Origin of the sequence: Allotabrizicola aquatica (SeqCode) (genome assembly GCF_965194375.1) — a bacterium.
Classification (GTDB): domain Bacteria; phylum Pseudomonadota; class Alphaproteobacteria; order Rhodobacterales; family Rhodobacteraceae; genus Tabrizicola_A; species Tabrizicola_A aquatica.
Genome location: NZ_OZ239428.1, coordinates 375,580 through 392,839 on the forward strand (window position 1 = coordinate 375,580; position 17,260 = coordinate 392,839).

At 64.2% G+C, this 17,260-nt stretch carries 18 protein-coding genes; 6 read left to right on the forward strand and 12 right to left on the reverse strand.

What is annotated here, in order from left to right:
* The first annotated feature begins 7 nt into the window (after window positions 1-7).
* The 4 genes from proC to AC72UB_RS15070 all read left to right on the forward strand — a co-directional run bounded on the left by proC (window position 8) and on the right by AC72UB_RS15070 (window position 2,834).
* A complete protein-coding gene (gene proC, locus AC72UB_RS15055) occupies window positions 8-820 on the forward strand; it encodes a pyrroline-5-carboxylate reductase (protein ID WP_463289272.1) in 813 nt (270 codons plus the stop codon).
* Window positions 817-1,152, forward strand: coding sequence for a tRNA-binding protein (locus tag AC72UB_RS15060; RefSeq protein ID WP_505190485.1), 336 nt, complete (start codon window positions 817-819; stop codon window positions 1,150-1,152). Before proC ends, AC72UB_RS15060 begins: the two co-directional genes overlap by 4 nt.
* Window positions 1,152-2,096, forward strand: a complete 945-nt coding sequence (locus AC72UB_RS15065; protein WP_505190486.1) for a 2-hydroxyacid dehydrogenase — start codon at window positions 1,152-1,154, stop codon at window positions 2,094-2,096. The genes AC72UB_RS15060 and AC72UB_RS15065 overlap by 1 nt, the downstream gene beginning before the upstream one ends.
* Window positions 2,097-2,171: 75 nt before the next feature.
* A complete protein-coding gene (locus AC72UB_RS15070; protein WP_505190487.1) occupies window positions 2,172-2,834 on the forward strand; it encodes a sulfotransferase family 2 domain-containing protein in 663 nt (220 codons plus the stop codon).
* A gap of 62 nt (window positions 2,835-2,896) precedes the next feature.
* Here AC72UB_RS15070 and AC72UB_RS15075 read toward each other — a convergent pair whose 3' ends face one another.
* The 11 genes from AC72UB_RS15075 to AC72UB_RS15125 form a co-directional block, all read right to left on the reverse strand.
* Window positions 2,897-5,080: a 3-hydroxyacyl-CoA dehydrogenase NAD-binding domain-containing protein gene (locus AC72UB_RS15075; protein ID WP_505190488.1), complete on the reverse strand. Its 2,184-nt coding sequence runs from the start codon at window positions 5,078-5,080 to the stop codon at window positions 2,897-2,899.
* A complete protein-coding gene (locus AC72UB_RS15080) occupies window positions 5,080-5,559 on the reverse strand; it encodes a cupin domain-containing protein (protein ID WP_505190489.1) in 480 nt (159 codons plus the stop codon). Before AC72UB_RS15080 ends, AC72UB_RS15075 begins: the two co-directional genes overlap by 1 nt.
* Entirely contained in the window at window positions 5,559-6,770 is a 1,212-nt protein-coding gene (locus AC72UB_RS15085; protein WP_505190490.1) for an acetyl-CoA C-acetyltransferase, read from the reverse strand. The genes AC72UB_RS15080 and AC72UB_RS15085 overlap by 1 nt, the downstream gene beginning before the upstream one ends.
* 145 nt (window positions 6,771-6,915) lie before the next feature.
* Window positions 6,916-7,554, reverse strand: coding sequence for a glutathione S-transferase family protein (locus tag AC72UB_RS15090; RefSeq protein WP_505190491.1), 639 nt, complete (start codon window positions 7,552-7,554; stop codon window positions 6,916-6,918).
* Window positions 7,555-7,833: 279 nt separating this feature from the next.
* Window positions 7,834-8,046: a hypothetical protein gene (locus AC72UB_RS15095; RefSeq protein WP_463289264.1), complete on the reverse strand. Its 213-nt coding sequence runs from the start codon at window positions 8,044-8,046 to the stop codon at window positions 7,834-7,836.
* Window positions 8,047-8,105: 59 nt separating this feature from the next.
* On the reverse strand, window positions 8,106-9,881 hold the full coding sequence (locus tag AC72UB_RS15100) for an acyl-CoA dehydrogenase C-terminal domain-containing protein (RefSeq protein ID WP_505190492.1): 1,776 nt from the start codon (window positions 9,879-9,881) through the stop codon (window positions 8,106-8,108).
* Between the two features lie 10 nt (window positions 9,882-9,891).
* On the reverse strand, window positions 9,892-10,296 hold the full coding sequence (locus tag AC72UB_RS15105) for a MerR family transcriptional regulator (RefSeq protein ID WP_505190493.1): 405 nt from the start codon (window positions 10,294-10,296) through the stop codon (window positions 9,892-9,894).
* A 150-nt stretch (window positions 10,297-10,446) separates the two neighbouring features.
* Entirely contained in the window at window positions 10,447-11,964 is a 1,518-nt protein-coding gene (locus AC72UB_RS15110) for a tripartite tricarboxylate transporter permease (protein ID WP_505190494.1), read from the reverse strand.
* Between the two features lies 1 nt (window position 11,965).
* Window positions 11,966-12,457, reverse strand: coding sequence for a tripartite tricarboxylate transporter TctB family protein (locus tag AC72UB_RS15115; protein WP_505190495.1), 492 nt, complete (start codon window positions 12,455-12,457; stop codon window positions 11,966-11,968).
* Complete coding sequence (locus AC72UB_RS15120) at window positions 12,454-13,398, reverse strand: Bug family tripartite tricarboxylate transporter substrate binding protein (RefSeq protein ID WP_505190496.1); 945 nt, start codon at window positions 13,396-13,398, stop codon at window positions 12,454-12,456. Before AC72UB_RS15120 ends, AC72UB_RS15115 begins: the two co-directional genes overlap by 4 nt.
* 123 nt (window positions 13,399-13,521) lie before the next feature.
* The gene (locus AC72UB_RS15125) at window positions 13,522-14,586 is read right to left on the reverse strand and encodes an ABC transporter substrate-binding protein (protein WP_505190497.1); all 1,065 of its coding nucleotides are present in this window, start codon (window positions 14,584-14,586) and stop codon (window positions 13,522-13,524) included.
* Between the two features lie 79 nt (window positions 14,587-14,665).
* Between AC72UB_RS15125 and AC72UB_RS15130 the strand changes: the two genes are divergently transcribed.
* Window positions 14,666-15,343 carry a response regulator gene (locus AC72UB_RS15130; RefSeq protein ID WP_505190498.1) on the forward strand — a complete coding sequence of 226 codons (678 nt, stop codon included), beginning with the start codon at window positions 14,666-14,668 and terminating at the stop codon, window positions 15,341-15,343.
* Window positions 15,340-16,758, forward strand: coding sequence for a sensor histidine kinase (locus tag AC72UB_RS15135; RefSeq protein WP_505190499.1), 1,419 nt, complete (start codon window positions 15,340-15,342; stop codon window positions 16,756-16,758). Before AC72UB_RS15130 ends, AC72UB_RS15135 begins: the two co-directional genes overlap by 4 nt.
* Here AC72UB_RS15135 and AC72UB_RS15140 read toward each other — a convergent pair.
* Window positions 16,755-17,129, reverse strand: coding sequence for a MerR family transcriptional regulator (locus AC72UB_RS15140; RefSeq protein ID WP_505190500.1), 375 nt, complete (start codon window positions 17,127-17,129; stop codon window positions 16,755-16,757). The two genes, AC72UB_RS15135 and AC72UB_RS15140, sit on opposite strands and share 4 nt — an antisense overlap.
* Between the last annotated feature and the right edge of the window lie 131 nt (window positions 17,130-17,260).

Genomic DNA, 17,260 nt, shown 5'->3' on the forward strand with positions numbered 1-17,260 from the left:
GATTTCAATGGCGTTGGAACAGGTTGCCCGCGACGGGCTTGTGCTTTTGGGCTGCGGCAAGATGGGCTCGGCGCTTTTGGCGGGCTGGCTGAAGGCGGGCTTGCCGCCGTCAGCGATCTGGGTTTTGGAACCGAACCCGTCTGACTGGCTGACCTCCACCGGCGTGCATCTGAACGCAGGTGTGCCGCCCGCGCCTGCGGTGGCGCTTTTGGCGGTGAAGCCCCAGATGATGGGCGCGGCCCTGCCTGCGCTGCAAGCGCTGGGCAATGGCACGACGCTGATGGTGTCGATCGCGGCAGGGACCTCGATTGCCACCTTTGAAAGCACCTTTGGCGACCGCACCCCGATTGTGCGCACCATGCCCAACACCCCCGCCATGGTGGGGCGCGGCATCACCGGCATCTGCGGCAATGCTCATGCCGGGGCGGCGGGCCTGCGGCTGGCCGCCGATCTTATGGCCGCGGTGGGTGAGGTGGTGGAGCTTGACGGCGAGCATCAGATCGACGCGGTGACGGCGGTTTCGGGCTCAGGCCCGGCCTATGTGTTCCACCTGATCGAGGCGATGGCCGCGGGCGGTGTGGCGCAGGGGCTGTCGCCCGATGTGGCGATGAAGCTCGCACGCGCCACGGTATGCGGGGCGGGAGAACTGGCCTTTCAATCCCCTGACCCCGCCGCACAATTGCGCATCAATGTCACCTCGCCGGGCGGCACCACAGCGGCGGCCTTGGCTGTGCTGATGGACGGAGACACCGGCCTGCCCCCTTTGATGGCGCGCGCCATTCAGGCCGCAGCCGACCGTGGACGGGAGCTTGGCAAATGACCATCACCTATGCTGACTTCGAACGCGTCGACATCCGCGTGGGCCGCATCACCCGCGCCGAACCTTACCCCGAGGCGCGCAAGCCTGCGATCAAGCTTTGGGTCGATTTCGGGCCTGAGATTGGCGAGAAACGCTCGTCTGCCCAGATCACCCGCCACTACACGCCCGAAGGGCTGGTCGGGCGGCAGGTCTTGGGGGTGGTGAACTTTCCACCCCGCCAGATCGGTAAGGTCATGTCCGAGGTGTTGATCTTGGGCCTGCCAGATGAGACAGGCGAGGTGGTGCTAATAGGACCGGGCCATGACGTGCCCTTGGGAGGAAAACTGTTTTGATGAAACTACTGATCACCCGGCCCTTGCCCGACCCTGTGATGGCCGCCGCCCATGCGCGGTTTAACGTCACGGCCCGCGCAAACACCCTGCCGCTGACCCCGGACGAACTCCGCGCCTCCTTGCGCGACTATGACATCGTGCTGCCGACGCTGCGCGATCTTTATTCGGCACAGGTCTTTGCCGATGTCGCCCAACCCCGCGCCAAGCTGCTGGCCAACTTTGGTGTTGGCTTTAACCACATCGACGTGGCCGCCGCCCGCGCGGCAGGCGTGCAGGTCACCAACACCCCCGGTGCGGTGACCGATGCCACCGCCGACATCGCGCTGATGCTGATCCTGATGACCGCCCGGCGCGCGGCGGAAGGCGAGCGGCTGGTGCGCGCCGGGCTTTGGGAAGGCTGGCACCCGACGCAGATGCTCGGCACCCATGTCTCGGGCAAGACGCTGGGCATCATCGGGATGGGCCGCATCGGCAAGGCCATCGCGCGGCGCGCGCATCATGGCTTCGGGATGGAAATCCTTTACCACAACCGCAGCGCCACCGATCCGGGCCTGCCCGCCCGCGCGGCGCCGCTAGAGCAGGTCATGGCGGCTGATTTCGTGGTGGTCGCCGTCCCCGGCGGGCCTGCCACCCGCCACCTCATCAACGCCGAGGCGCTGGCCTGCATGAAGCCGCATGGCCTCTTCATCAACATCGCGCGCGGCGATGTGGTGGATGAGGCCGCCTTGGCCAAGGCGCTGCAAGCGCGCCAGATCGCCGGTGCGGGGCTGGATGTCTACGAGCACGAACCCACGATCCACCCCGATCTTCTGCCGCTCGACACGGTCACGCTGCTGCCCCATCTCGGCACCGCCACACTGGAGGTGCGCACCGCCATGGGTCTTATGGCGCTGGACAATGTCTTTGCCTTTGCCGAAGGCCGCCCGCTGCCCAATCCGGTCTAGCGCCATGCGTTTCATCTTGGCCCAAATACCCCCGCCGGAGGCACCCGCCCGCTCTACCCACGACCGGGCGGCCGCATGATCATCTCGCCCGGCCGCCGCTTTGTCTTTGTCCATATCCCCAAAACCGGGGGGACCGCACTGACGCTGGCGCTGGAAGGGCGGGCGATGAAAGACGATATCTTGATCGGTGACACGCCCAAGGCGAGGGCGCGGCGGGGGCGGCTCAAGGCGCTCAAGCCGGCGGGGCGGCTGTGGAAACATGCCACGCTCGCCGATATCGACGGGGTTCTGTCGGCGGACGATCTGGCCAGCATGTTCTGCTTTACCCTTGTGCGCAACCCTTGGGATCGGGCGGTCAGCTATTACCACTGGCTGCGCGCCCAAAGTTTTGCCCATCCGGCAGTGGGTCTGGCCAAGGCCACGACCTTCAGCGGCTTTCTGGCCCATCCGCAGACGCGCACCGCCTTTCGGCTTTGGCCCGCCGCCGCCTATCTGCGCGATCGCAGGGGCACTGATCGCTGCCAGCTTTACGCACGCGTAGAGCATCTGGACAGCGATCTTGCCCCGTTAGAGGCGCATCTGGGCTTTCGCCTCACCCCTCTGCCGCGCGCCAATGAAAGCGCGCGCGCGCGCGATTGGCGGGGTTATTACAGTGATGCCGACGCCGCCCTTATTGCCGAAGATTGCGCCGAGGATATTGCGCGCTTCGGCTACGCGTTTGACGATCCTGCCCCATGACCAGCGCCCGCCTCCCCTCTCCCTTTGTGGGGAGGGGTTGGGGGTGGGGGGCAGCTTGGCGGTCAGGCCGCTTTGGCACCGGCAGCCGGGTAGAAACTCTGCCCCTTGGCCGCCATATCGCGCAGCATCTGCGGCGGGGTAAAGCGCGCGCCTTCGCTGGCGGTCAGACCTTCGCAAATCTCCACCGCCTTGACCGCCCCGATGATATCGAGCCAGCCAAACGGCCCGCCGGACCAGGGCGCAAAGCCCCAGCCAAGGATCGCGCCCACATCGCCTTCGCGGATGTCGGTCAAGACACCGTCTTCCAGCGCGCGCACGGCTTCCAGCACTTGGGCCATCAACAGACGGTGCTGCACGGTCCCGAGATCGGGTTGGTCCTTGGCCACGGGATAGCGAGCCTCCAAGCCCTCCCACAGCCCCTCGCGCTTGCCCGCCGCGTCATAGGCGTAAAAGCCCGCGTTGGCCTTTTTGCCCAGACGCCCCTCAGCGGCCATCCAGAACAGCACCTCATCTACCGCGCCATCAGGATAGGCATCGCCCATCGCGGCGCGGGTGGCTTTGGCGATTTTCACGCCGAGATCGATTGAGGTTTCATCCACCAGTTGCAGCGGCCCCAAGGGCATGCCGACCAGCTTGGCCGCGTTTTCCACCAGCGCGGGTTCCACCCCTTCGGCCACCATGCGGATGCCTTCGTTGATGTAGGGAATGATGCAGCGGTTGGCGTAGAAGAACCGCGCGTCATTGACCACGATGGGTGTCTTGCGAATCTGGCGCACGTAATCCAGCGCCTTGGCCACCGCGACATCGCCCGTGGCCTTGCCGCGGATGATCTCGACCAGCATCATCTTGTCGACGGGCGAGAAGAAATGGATGCCGATGAACTGTTCGGGCCGTTTTGAAGCCTTGGCCAAGGACGAGATCGGCAGGGTGGAGGTGTTGGTGGCAAAGATGCACGCCTCACCCACCGCCGCCTCGACGCGTGCCGTCACCTCGGCCTTGACCTTCGGGTCTTCGAACACCGCCTCGACGATCAGATCGCAGCCGGCCAGCGCTGCATAATCGGTGGTGGCCTGGATGCGGCCCAGAACTTCGGCCTTCTTTTCAGCCGTAACCTTCTTGCGCTGGATGCCCTTGTCCAACAGCCCCTCGGAATAGGCCTTGCCCCGATCCGCCGCCTCTTGTGCGGCGTCGATCAGGACCACCTCGATCCCGGCATTGGCCGAGACATAGGCGATCCCCGCGCCCATCATGCCAGCCCCGATGATACCAACCTTCTTCACCGTCTGATCGGCCACCGATGGCCGGTTTGCACCCTTCTCCAGCGCCTCTTTGTTGATGAACAAGGAGCGGATCATCGCGGTGGAGGACGGGTTCATCAACAGCGCGGTGAAGTGCCGCGCCTCGATCTTGATCGCGGTGTCAAAGGGCACAAGCGCGCCCTCATAGACCGCACCCAGCAGTTCCTTGGCGGCCGGGTAGACCCCCATGGTCTTGCCCGCCACCATGGCATTGGCGCCGACAAAGGTCATGAACCCGGCCGGATGATAGGGCGCGCCTCCGGGCATTTTATAGCCCTTGTCATCCCAAGGCTTCACAAGGTCCGCGTCCTTGGCTGACAGCACCCAGTCCTTGGCGCGCGACAAGAGATCCTCGGGGGCCACGACCTCATCAATCAGCCCGGCCATTTTGGCGGATTTGGGATCAGACAATTTGCCTTCCAACAGGAAGGGGGCCGCCATCATCGCGCCCATCTTGCGCGTCAGGCGCGTGGTGCCGCCACCGCCGGGGAAAATGCCGACGAGAATTTCGGGCAGGCCAATCTTGGCGCGTGGATTGTCGGCGGCAATGATGCGGTGGCAGGCAAGGGGCAGTTCCAGCCCGATGCCCAGCGCCGTGCCGGGCAGGGCCGCAACAATCGGCTTGCCGCCCTTTTTGGTCTTGGGGTCCATGCCCGCCAGTTCGATCTTGCGCAGCACGTGGTGCATGCCCATGACGCCATCAAAGATCGCCTGAGCGCCGCCCGCCCGCATGGCGGCGATCACCTTAAGGTCCATCCCGCCCGCGAAATCTTTCTTGGCGCTTGTGATGATGATCCCCTTCGCCGCAGGGTCGGCCAAGGCCCGGTCCACCATGCCCGACAGGTCCATAAACGCCTCGGTCGACATCACGTTCATCGACTTGTGCTTGACGTCCCAGGTCAGGGTCACGACGCCATCGGCGTCCATCGCATAGGTGAAATCGGTCATCACTGGTCTCCCTTGGGGGCGATATAGGGGGTGCCGTCTTTGTGGGTGAATGTGGCGCGACCGGCTTCGACCATGACCATTAGGTCCTCGTCGCTGTAGGTGGCCACCTCACGCGGGGCTTTTGAGCCGACCACAAGGAAACGGGCCGGCTTATCGGTGCGATTGAGGAAGTGATGGCCGTCGGGTTTGCCCGCCGGAAAGGCCGCACAATCGCCCGGGCCCATTTCGGTTTCGCCCGCATCGGTGACCATGATGAAGGTGCCTTCGGTGACAATGACGAACTCATCTTCCGCCAGATGCCAGTGGCGCATGGAGGACATTGCGCCTGGGGCCAGCGTCACCAGATTGACGCCGAACTGCGTCAACCCGCCCGCATCGCCCAACCGCAAGGAGGACCGGCCCGCCACCAAGGCATCATAGGGCGCGGGGTAGATGGAGCCGGTCTTGACCGGCAGGGAGGCAAGATTGATCTTGGCCATTACACCCTCTCAATGATCGTGGCAGCACCCATGCCAGAGGCGATGCACAGCGTGGCAAGCCCGGTCGATTTGCCCGTGCGCTCCAACTCATCCAGAAGCGTCCCGATGATGATCGCGCCAGTCGCACCAAGCGGGTGGCCCATGGCGATAGAGCCGCCGTTGACGTTGACGCGCGCAGGATCGACGTTGAAGGCCTGCTGGAACCGCAGGACGACCGATGCGAAGGCCTCGTTCACCTCGAACAGATCGATGTCCTTGATGGACATACCGCTGTCGCGCAGGATCTTTTCGGTCACCGGAACCGGACCGGTCAGCATGATCGTGGGATCGGTGCCGATCTTGGCCGTTGCGCGGACGCGCGCGCGGGGCTTCAGCCCATGGGCGCGGCCAAAATCGGCATTGCCGATCAGCACGGCGGCGGCGCCATCGACGATGCCGCTGGAATTTCCGGCGTGGTGGATGTGGGCAATCCGCTCCAGATGCGGGTATTTCATCAGCGCGATCTTATCGAAGCCGGGCATGGTTTCGCCCATATCCTTGAAGGCAGGCTTCAGGGCGGCAAGGGTAGCCATATCGGTGCCGGGGCGCATGTATTCGTCACGGTCCAGAATGGTCAGCCCATTGCGGTCGGTCACCGGGACGATGGATTTGGCAAAGCGGTTGTCCGCCCAGGCGGCGGCCGCCCGGCGTTGGGATTCTACGGCCAACGCATCGGCCATCTCGCGGGTGAAGCCGTATTCGGTGGCGATGATATCGGCCGAAATGCCTTGCGGGACGAAATAGGTTTTCATGGCAAGGGCCGGGTCCACCGCAATGGCGGCCCCGTCACTGCCCATGGCAACGCGGCCCATCATTTCGACCCCGCCCGCGATATAGGCCGCGCCAGCCCCACCCCGCACCTGATTGGCGGCAAGGTTCACCGCCTCCATGCCGCTGGCGCAAAAGCGGTTGATGGCAAGACCGGGAATGGACAGGTCAAGGTCTGAGAGCAGAACCGCCGAGCGGGCCAGACAGCCGCCCTGCTCGCCCACTTGGGTGACATTGCCCCAGATCACATCCTCGACCGCGTGGCCTTCAAGCCCGTTGCGCGCCTTGACGGCGTTCAAGAGGCCTGCCGACAGGGCAACCGAGGTGACCTCATGCAAGGCCCCGTCCGGGCGGCCCTTGCCACGGGGGGTGCGGACGGCGTCATAGATGAAAGCGTCGGTCATGGTTGGGCTCCTTGGTCGGGTCGGCGGGGGGCGTCATCGAAGGTCAGTTTGGCTGGGCGGTGTCCCTTTGTCCGCCCTGCGGCCCCGTCGCGCAACGCTTTCGCTGCGTCACATCTGGGGCCTTCGGTGGAAACCGGCCGAGGGATCATCCGCCTGCCCCCGGCAGTGCGCGCGGCATCAGATCATAGGGATGCGCCCAGCCTGGCAGCGCGGCGATCTGGGCCAGCCAGCGGTCTATCGCAGGCCATTCGGCGCGGTCAAAGCCGTAAGGCTCGGGGTAGTAAAGGTAACTGCAGCAGGAGAAATCTGCGATGGTCGGGCCTTGGCCAACGATCCAATCGCGCCCCTCGAGATGGCTGTTCAGCACCTTGTAGGCCGCCTTGAGCCGGCCTTGCAGAAAGGGCACAACACCGGCCGGTCGCTTGTCCTCGGGCAGGAAGTTGGCCAAGAACCGCGCTGTGCCGATCTGGGTGGACAGCTTGTGATTGTCCCACAGGATCCAGCGCCAAACCTCGCGCGCTTCATCAGCCGTAGCCCCCCCAAACCGCCCGGTCTTTTCCGCCAGATGGTCAAGGATCATGCCCGATTGGGTCAGAACCTGATCGCCGTCGACCAACACCGGCACCTCACCCATTTCATTGAGCTTGAGGAACTCCGGACTGCGCGCCTCGCCCTTGAAAAAATCAACAAAGCGCAGCTCCCAAGGCGTGCCGGTGAGCTGCAGCATCAGCGCCACCTTGTAGGCATTGCCGCTTTCACCAAAGCCATAAAGCGTGATCGTCATCGCGTCCTCCCTATCGTTGCGCTCTGCCCCAGCCCCGGAGGCGCTTCGCCCCCCGGACCCCCAGAGAGTATTTTCACCAAGATGAAAAGGATTTGTTCATCATTACCTTTCAATCTCATCCCGTGGCACAGGCTGGAGAGCCGATGGCCTCCCAAGGTGAAACCCCGCCTTCGACATGACGGATAGCCAAAACGGAGCCTCGAAGGCGGGGCGGATCTGGGTTTCATCTTGGTCCAAATACTCCCGCCGGAGGCTCCCGCCCGGTCCACCCGCGCCTCCCTATCCTTTCCGCCCCTCCAGCTCGGCGTTGAAGAGCCGCAGCCGGTGGGTGAGGTTGTCATGGTTGGTCACAGAATCGAAATGCTCGAACAGAAACGACAGCGCTTCGCCCTCATCCAGCCCGGCCTCGGTCGCGAAGCGCGTGAGGCGACGGTAGCCGTCTTCGGTCATGGCAACGGGAAAGCGCCGGGTCAGGCGAAAGCGTTTGGGCATTTAATACCTCGGGTTGCTCTGGGGCAAAATTCTTACTTCAAGAATTTTCTGCCCCAAGATTAGAACGCCTCCGCCGCCAAGGCCATCACCGGATCTGCGCCGCTTTCGATGCGGGCGAGGTGCATGGCGCAAGCGGGCAGTTGGCGGGCCATGTAATAGCGGCCCGTGGCGATTTTGGTGGTGAGGAAAGCATCATCGCCGCCACCTGCGTTGAGCGCCTGAGAGGCGGCTGCGGCCATGCGCGTCCACATCAGGCCCATGCAGACATGGCCCATCATCAGCATGAAGTCATAAGACCCCGCGAGCGCCGCATTGGGGTTTTTCATGCCGTTCTGCATGAAGAACATGCCCGCCGCCTGCATGGCTTTGGACGCCTGTTTCAGGGGTTCGGTAAAGGCGGCCATGCGGGGGTCTGCGTCATGCGCTTTGCATTCGGCCTTCACCATTTCAAAGAAGGCCATGACATGTTTGCCGCCGTCTTGCGTCAGCTTGCGGCCCACAAGGTCCAGCGCCTGCACGCCGTTGGCGCCCTCATAAATCTGGGCGATGCGGGCGTCGCGGACGAATTGGCTGACGCCATTGTCCTCGATATAGCCATGCCCGCCCCAGACCTGCTGGGCCTGCACGGCCATTTCAAACCCGCGGTCGGTCTGGAAGCCCTTGATGACCGGGATCATCAGCGACACCAGACCTTCGGCGGCGGCATCGCCCGTGCGGTGGCCGCGGTCGATCAGGCTGGCGGCCCACAGGGTCAGGGCGCGGGCGCCTTCGACGAAGGATTTCTGGTCCATCAGGCTGCGGCGGATGTCGGGGTGCACGATTAGGGGATCGGCAGGCCCCAAGGGGTTTTCTGCCCCGGTGATCGCGCGGCCTTGCAGACGGTCACGCGCATAGGCGACGGCGTTTTGATAGGCGGCTTCGGCCACGGCATAGCCTTGCAGGCCCACGCCCAGCCGCGCCTCGTTCATCATGGTGAACATGGCGCGCATGCCTTTGTGGAGGTCTCCCAGCAAATACCCCGTCGCGCCGTCATAGTTCATCACGCAGGTGGCGTTGCCGTGGATGCCCATCTTGTGTTCGACCTTGCCCACCGCAAGGCTGTTGCGCGCGCCAAGCGAGCCGTCAGCGTTCACCAGAAACTTTGGCACGATGAAAAGGGAAATGCCCTTGGTGCCTTCTCCCCCGCCCGGGGCCTTGGCCAGCACCAGATGGATGATGTTGTCGGCCATGTCATGTTCGCCAGCCGAGATGAAGATTTTGGTGCCGGTGATCTTGTAGCTGCCGTCCGCCTGAGGTTCGGCCCGGGTGCGCATGAGGCCAAGATCGGTGCCGCAATGCGGTTCGGTCAGGTTCATGGTGCCGGTCCAGTCGCAGGTCACCATCTTGGGCAGATAAAGCGCCTTTTGGGCGTCGGTTCCATGGGCGTGGATCGCGGAATAGGCGCCATGGGTCAGGCCCTGATACATGTTGAAGGCCATATTGGCTGAAACCAGAATCTCGCCCACCGCAGTGCCCATGAGGTAAGGCAGCCCCTGCCCGCCATAAGCCGGATCGCAATCGAGCGCGGGCCAGCCGCCTTCGCGCAGCTTGTCAAAGGCGGCCTTGAACCCGGTGGGGGTGCGCACTACGCCGTTTTCCAAGGTGCAGCCCTCGCGGTCACCGACCGCGTTCAGCGGTTCCAGCACATCGGTGGCGAGTTTGCCCGCCTCTTCCAGCACGGCGGCAGTGAAGCCGCGGTCCAGATCGGCGTAGCCGGGGATGTCCGATGCGCCGATCTTCAGCACATCGTGCAAGAGAAAGGCCATATCCTTGAGGGGCGCGGTGTAGCTGGTCATCGGGGTCTCCTTAGGCGGCGCTGGCGGTTTTGCGGAAGGCGGCAAGGGCTTTTTCGCCCTCAGCCAGCTGGGTTTTCAGATCGGCAATCGCCACGTCGAGTTCGGCGCGTTGCGCCTCCATCTGGGCGAGCCGGTCTTTGGCAATGTCATAGGTGCGCAAAAGCTGCGCCTCGTTCGAGCCGTCGCGGTCATACATGTCGAGAAGCTGGCGGATTTCCTCGAGCGAAAAGCCAAAGCGTTTGCCGCGCAGGATCAGCCGCAGCCGCGCGCGGTCTTGTTTGGTGAAAAGCCGCCTTGTGCCAAGGCGGATGGGCGACAAAAGCTCTTTCGTCTCATAAAGGCGCAGCGTGCGGGGGCTGACGTCAAATGCGGCGCACATCTCGCGGATCGTTAGAGTGTCGGCGGTGTCGGTCATGGCTGGCCCTTGGGCTGGGGTGCCGCGCCGAAGTGGGGCGCGCTGGACCATGATAGTAGAGTGCTTGACGTTAACGTAAATGTAACGTCACGTCAGAAGCCTGCGTGACGTAAGGGCGCGTTTGGGCGACCGGGACGGGCCGCCCAAAGCTTAGTCTTCGTCGCCTGCAATCTGCTTGAGAACGGCGCCTTTGCCGCGCCAGCGCAGGATGGGTGGAATCACCAAGGCCGCCAGCGCCACCGCCAAAAGCCCTGCTGCGAGCGGTGTGCTGACCAGCGTGGACCAATCGCCTTGGCTGATCGCCAGTGCCCGGCGCAGTTGCGCCTCGGCCATCGGGCCAAGGATCAGGCCCACCACCACCGGCGCGATGGGATAGCCGTGCAGGCGCATGGCATAGCCCATGACGCCAAAGATCATCAGCATCGACAGCTCCACCGGCGAGGGGTTGACCCCGATGGTGCCCAAGGTCGCGAAGAGGAGGATCCCGGCGTAAAGCCACGGGCGCGGGATGGTGAGGAGTTTCACCCAAAGCCGGATGAGCGGCAGGTTCAGCACCAAAAGCATGATATTGGCGATGAGCAGGCTGGCGATCAGCCCCCAAACGAGTTGTGGCGCGGTGGCGAACAGCAAAGGCCCCGGTTGCAGGCCGAATTGCTGGAAGCCTGCCAGCATGATCGCGGCGGTGGCCGTGGTGGGCAGCCCCAGCGTCAGCAAAGGCACCAGCGTTCCGGCGGCGGCGGCGTTGTTGGCGGCCTCGGGGCCTGCGACGCCTTCAATCGCGCCATGGCCGAATTCTTCGGGCTTTCGGGCAAAGCGCTTTTCGGTGCCATAGGACAGGAAGCTTGCGATGTCGGCCCCGCCTGCGGGCATGGCGCCGATGGGAAAGCCGATGGCCGTGCCGCGCAGCCATGGCCGCCAGGAGCGCGACCAGTCCGCCCGCGTCATGGCGACAGAGCCTTTGATGGCATGGACTTTGTCTTGCAGGCCTGCCCCTTGGGCGGCGACAAAGAGTGCCTCGCCCACGGCGAACATGGCGACGGCAAGGGTGGTGACTTCAATGCCGTCCAGAAGCTGTGGGACGCCGAAGGAGAGCCGCGCCTGACCGGTCAACCCGTCGATCCCGACAATCGCCAAGGCAAGGCCGACGAAGAGCGAGGTCAGCCCCTTCATCGTGCTTTCGCCAAAGGCGGCGGAGACGGTGACAAAGGCCAGAACCATCAGCGCGAAGTATTCGCGCGGGCCAAAGACGAGGGCGAGTTTGACAATATGGGGCGCAAGGAAGGCCAGCGCGAGCGTGGCCAGAAGCCCGGCCACGAAGGAGCCGATGGCGGCGGTGGCCAAGGCAGGGCCGCCGCGCCCGGCGCGGGCCATCTTGTTGCCCTCAAGCGCGGTCACAATGGACGCGCTTTCGCCCGGTGTGTTCAGAAGGATCGAGGTGGTCGAGCCGCCATACATGCCGCCGTAATAGATGCCCGCGAACATGATGAGCGACCCGGCAGGATCGAGCCCGTAGGTGACGGGCAGCAACAGCGCGACCGTCAGCGCCGGGCCAATGCCGGGCAAGACGCCGACGGCGGTGCCCAGTGTCACGCCGATCAGCGCGTAAAGCAGGATCATCGGGTCAAGGGCCGTGCCAAGGCCCTGCAACAGGAAATCGAATGTTGTCATCTTAGCCCCCGAAGATCAGGGTTTCCAGAAACCCGGCGGGAAGGTTCAGCTTCAAAAGCTGGTCAAAGACGCCGTAAATCGCCAGCGCAAAGCCAATGCCCGCAGGCAGGCTGATGGCAAAGTTGCGCTTGCCAAAGGCGGCGGCGGTGCAGGCGAAGAGAAGGCCCGAGGCAATGGAAAAGCCCAAGACGTGCAAGAGCGCCAATTGCAGTGCGAGCCCGCCGATGATGAAGAGGATCGGCACCGGGTTCTGGCGCGGCACGCCCATGGCCCCATGGCGCAGGCCCTTCCAGACATGGGCCAGCGCCAGTGCCCAAAGGCACAGGCCGACGAACAAGGGCGCCTCGCCCGACCCGATTCCGGCATAGCCGCCCTTGTCGGGAATGGCGCGGCCTTGCCAGATCAACAGGGCGCCAAGCGCGGCCAAGATTGCGGCGATGATGAACGCCGCCCCATCGGGGCGACGTTCAGTTGCGCGGTCAAAGCCGGTCATTTCACCAGACCGATGTCCTTGAGGACGGCGGTGGTGGACTCGATTTCCTTGGCGAGTTGGGCGTCAAAATCGGCCCCGGCAAGGTAGGTGTTGGCCCAGCCCTTGGTTTCCAGCATGGCCTTCCAGCCTGCCGAATTCACCAGCTTGTCGATGTCGGCGGCGACGGTGGCCTTTTGCTCATCCGAAAGGCCCGGCGCGGCGGCGACCATGCGCCAGTTCTGCACGTTCACGTCATAGCCCGATTCCATCAGCGTCGGTGCATCGGTGCCCGGCCATTTTTCGGCAGTGGAAACGGCCAGCATCCGCATGGTGCCTGCCTCGACCTGCGGTAGGAATTCACCGACGCCGGAAATGCCCACGGTCACCTGATTGCCGAGGATGGCCGCCAGCGCCTCACCACCGCCCGAGAAGGCGACATAGTTGATCTTGGTCGGGTCAACCCCCGCCGCCTTGGCCAAGAGGCCGACGGTGATGTGGTCCACGCCACCGGCCGAGCCGCCCGCCCATGACACCGATCCGGGATCGGCCTTCAACATTTCAACCAGATCGCCAATCGTCTGAAGGGGCGAGGCGGCTGGAACCGCGATGCCCACGGCCTCGCCGGTCAGGCGGGCAATCGGGGTGACATCGGCCAAGGAGACGGGCGATTCATTGGTCAGGATTGCGCCGACCATCACATAGCCGCCGACGATCAGCTGGCTGGCATCGCCTGCGGTGGAGGAGGCAAACTGTGCCAGACCCACAGTGCCGCCCGCGCCGGGGACGTTTTGCACCTGCACCGAGGCGGAAATGCCTTCGGCCTGCATCACCTCTTGCATGGCGCGCGCCGTGCCATCCCAGCCACCGCCGGGGGCGGCGGGTGCCATAATCATGTAATCATTGGCAAGCGCCGGCATGGCCAGCATCGTGGCAAAAGCTGCGCTCAAAAGCGTATGTTTCATTATGATTCTCCTCCCAATGCACGAATTTCGTGCGTTTTTTCCAAGACGGCACCTCCTCGTGCCCATCTTGGGGGAAAGTTCAGCACAAGAACCTGTCAAGAAGCTGACAGCCGGGGCCAGGCGTTAGCGCTCGGCCAAAGCTTCGTTCCAAAGCCGCAAGAGGCGCTTGCGCTTGGCTTGATCCAAATAGACCAGAACACCGGGGCTGACGGGAACCGGGCGCAGCTGGTCGCCCAAGGCGGCCTGCATGGCCGCGCCGCTGCCGGCACCTGTCACCTCAAGGCTGACCGCAGGCAGGCGGAGCTTTTCGGACAAAAGCGTCTGGCCTTCGGCGTCCATCAGAAACTCTAGAAACTCGGCCCCGAGATCGGGCGAGGCCGCCGCGCGCGGCACCAGCGCCACCCGCGACAGCACCACCGTATAGTCGCGCAAAAGTACAAGCCCCAAGTTGGGCTCCATCCGCGCCTGATCGGCGGCGTAGGACCCTAGGATGTTATAGCCCAAAAGGAGCCGCCCGTCGGCCACCCGGTCGATGATGCCCTGACTGGTTGGAAAGGTCTGCAAGCCCGCCCGCGCCATCACCCGCAGCAAGGACCAGATATCGGCAAAGTGTTCGGTGTCGCGGGCCAGAAACAGATAACCGACCGAGGATTGTTCGATGTCATAGGTGCCGATCTTGCCCGCCGCCGTGCCCGGCGCATTTTGCAGCCATGTCATCAGCTCCAGCCGTGACTGCGGCGGGTCATCCGGGAAGGACGGCTTATGATAGACCAGAACCGCCGGTTCCACCGTCAGCGCAAACGCGGTGTCTTGCCATTTGGCCCAAGCGGGCCAGCCTTTGGCGGCGGGCACCGGGGCGGCTTGAGCATAGCCGTCGTTGGCGAGTTTCAGTTGCAAATCCATGCCCGAGGAGAACAGGAAATCTGCCGTGCTGCTGCCCGCATCGGTTTCGGCGATCACCCGCGCGGCGATGTCGGCGGCCAGAAGGTCTTCATAGCGCACGGACACATCGGGGTGATTGGCCTGAAAGGCGGCGATCAGCGGCGTGGCAAGGCGGTTGTCCAGCGTGGAATAGATCACCAACTGCCGCCCGGCGCTGCCATCGGGGGCGGCATGGGTCACCACTTCGCCCAGAGCGGGGCGGGCCAAAAGGGCCAAAAGGCAAAGGAATACCAGACGCAATATCATGCCCCTCAGCTTGCTCGATCAACTGGCCGTTCACAACCGCAGGTTTTGCGACTAACCTGTCAGGCAGAAAGGTCCGTTTATGCGTCTTTTATTGGTTGAAGATGATTTGCCCCTTGCTGAGGCGCTGGTGTCGCTTCTGGTCTCCTCGGGCTATGCGGTGGATTGTGTGCATGATGGCGAGGCGGCACGGGCGCTGGTGGCGGCCGAGCAGTATGATCTGATGATCCTTGATCTGAACCTGCCGCATCTGGATGGTCTTTCCGTGCTGCGCGCCATGCGCGCCAGTGGCAACCGCGCCGCCGTGATGATCCTGACCGCGCGTGGCACCGCCGAGGACCGGGTGCGCGGGCTGGATCTGGGGGCCGATGACTATATGGCCAAGCCCTTTGACATCCGCGAGTTCGAGGCGCGGGTGCGGTCTTTGCTGCGCCGTCAGGCTGGATTGCGGTCGGCCACGGTCAGCCTTGGGGCGCTGACGCTGGACCTGACGACCCGGCAATTCGCGGCCCTTGGCCAGATCATCGACCTGCCGCCGCGTGAACGTGCGCTGTTGGAGCTTTTGGTCACGCGGGCGGGCAAGGTGGTGGCGAAAGAGGCGATCGTGCAATCGCTGACATCGCTGGATGACATGCTGTCGGACAATGCGATTGAGCAGTATATCTCGCGGCTGCGCCGACGGCTGGCGCCTTTGGGCCTGACGCTGCGGACGGTGCGCGGCATTGGCTATCTTCTAGAAAAACCGGCTGAGACGGCATGAAACCCTATTCGCTGCGCCGCCGTTTGTTGCTGTGGCTTTTGATGGCCACGGCGGTCTTGGGCCTTGTGGCCTTGGTGGACACTTGGCGGGAGGCGCTGCGCACGGCGCAAAGCGTGTCCGACCGGGTGCTGGTCGGATCTGCCTTGGCGATTGCCGAGCGGGTGACGGTGGACCAATCGGGCGGGCTGGAGGTGGATATTCCGTTTTCATCTTTGGAAATGCTGGCCTCGACCGCGCAGGACAAGGTGTTTTACCGGGTGGATGGGCCGGTGGGCAGTTTCTTGACCGGCTACCGCGATCTGGCGGTCGTCAGCGCGCCCCCCGGGGGCGTGGGCTTTGCCGATGGGGTTTATGGGCAAGTTGGCATCCGCAGCGCGACCCTGCTGCGCGAGGTTTCTACGGGCGCGAAATCCATCGCCTTTAGCGTCACGGTGGCCGAAAGCACCCGCGCGCGGGCGGCGTTGGCGCGGGCGATCCTGTTCCGCTCGGCCCTGAGGCTTGGGCTTTTGATGCTGGGCGTGGCGGGCATTGTCTGGGTGGGGGTGACCTTGGCGCTGCGTCCGTTGGAGCGGCTGGGCGAGGCGATTGCCGAACGCTCGCCGGGCGATCTGCGCCCGGTCACCGCCAATACGCCTGAGGAGGTGGAGGCGCTGGTGGCCGCGATCAACTCGTTCATGGGGCGGCTGCAAACCGCGCTGGAGGGGTTGCGCAACTTTACCGGCAATGCGAGCCACCAACTGCGCACCCCCTTGGCCGTGGTGCGCACGCAATTGGCGCTGATGGACCGCAGCGAGAGCCGCGCGCAGACCGCCACGGCCAGCGACAAGGCCCGCAGCGCGCTGGAGCGCGCCGAGCGGGTGCTGGCGCAGCTTTTGGTGCTGGCGCGGGTGGATGCGAGTTCGGGCGCGGCGGTGCTGCAACCGGTGGACATGGCCGCGATTGCCAAGGAGGTCACCGCCGAGATGGTGCCAAGCGCCCTGCCTGCCGACATTGATCTGGGGTTTGAAGGGCTGGAGGAGGCCGTGGTTCTGGCCGATGCAGTGCTGTTGGCCGAGGTGTTGAAGAACCTTGTGGCCAATGCGATCAGCTATGCCGGGGCGGGGGCAATGGTGACGGTGCGGGTGCTGGAAGAGGCGGGGCACGCGGTGCTTGAGGTCGAGGACAATGGTCCAGGCCTGTCCGCCGACCAAAGGACCGCCGCCTTGCAAGCGCAGCGCGGGGCGACACGCCCCTTGCCCAGCCTTGCCAAAGGCCAAAGCAGCGGGATGGGCCTTGGGCTGGCGATTACGGCGGAAATCTCGGCCCTATTCGGGGCGGATCTGGATCTAACCACGGGGCGCGGCGGGACGGGGCTATTGGCACGGGTGCGCTTTCCGGCTGCTGCGGGAAGCATTGCTGCGCCGCCCAGCGTTTAGCCTTTGGCGATCTCGGCGGCGGCTGTGGCGCGCAGGGCCATCAGATCGGCAATCGTGCTGTCCAACTCGGCCTTTTGGGCCTGCAGGGCCGCCAATTGGCGATCGGCCAGCTCTTGGAAAAGCACCAGCTGATCGCGCTCACCGGTCTTGCCGTAGATCAAGAGCCACTGGCGAATTTCCTCAAGCGAAAAGCCAAAGCGGCGGCCACGCATGATGAGCTTCATCCGCGCCACTTCGCGCGGGCCATAGAAGCGCGCCCGGCCCTCTTTTTCGGGGTCGAGAAGTTCGATGTATTCGTAATAGCGCAAGGTGCGCGGGGTCACATCAAACCGCGCGCACATCTCTTTGAAGCTAAGCCGTTCACTGGTCATGGGACAGATCCTTTGGCCAAAGGCTAGCGCCCTGTCGCGCGTATCACAACCCATTTGAAGGGCTGCGCGTAGGGGGTTGCAGCCCCCGGCCCAAGCCGCTTAAGTCGGCCAGAGGCTGGGCAAGGGCAAGA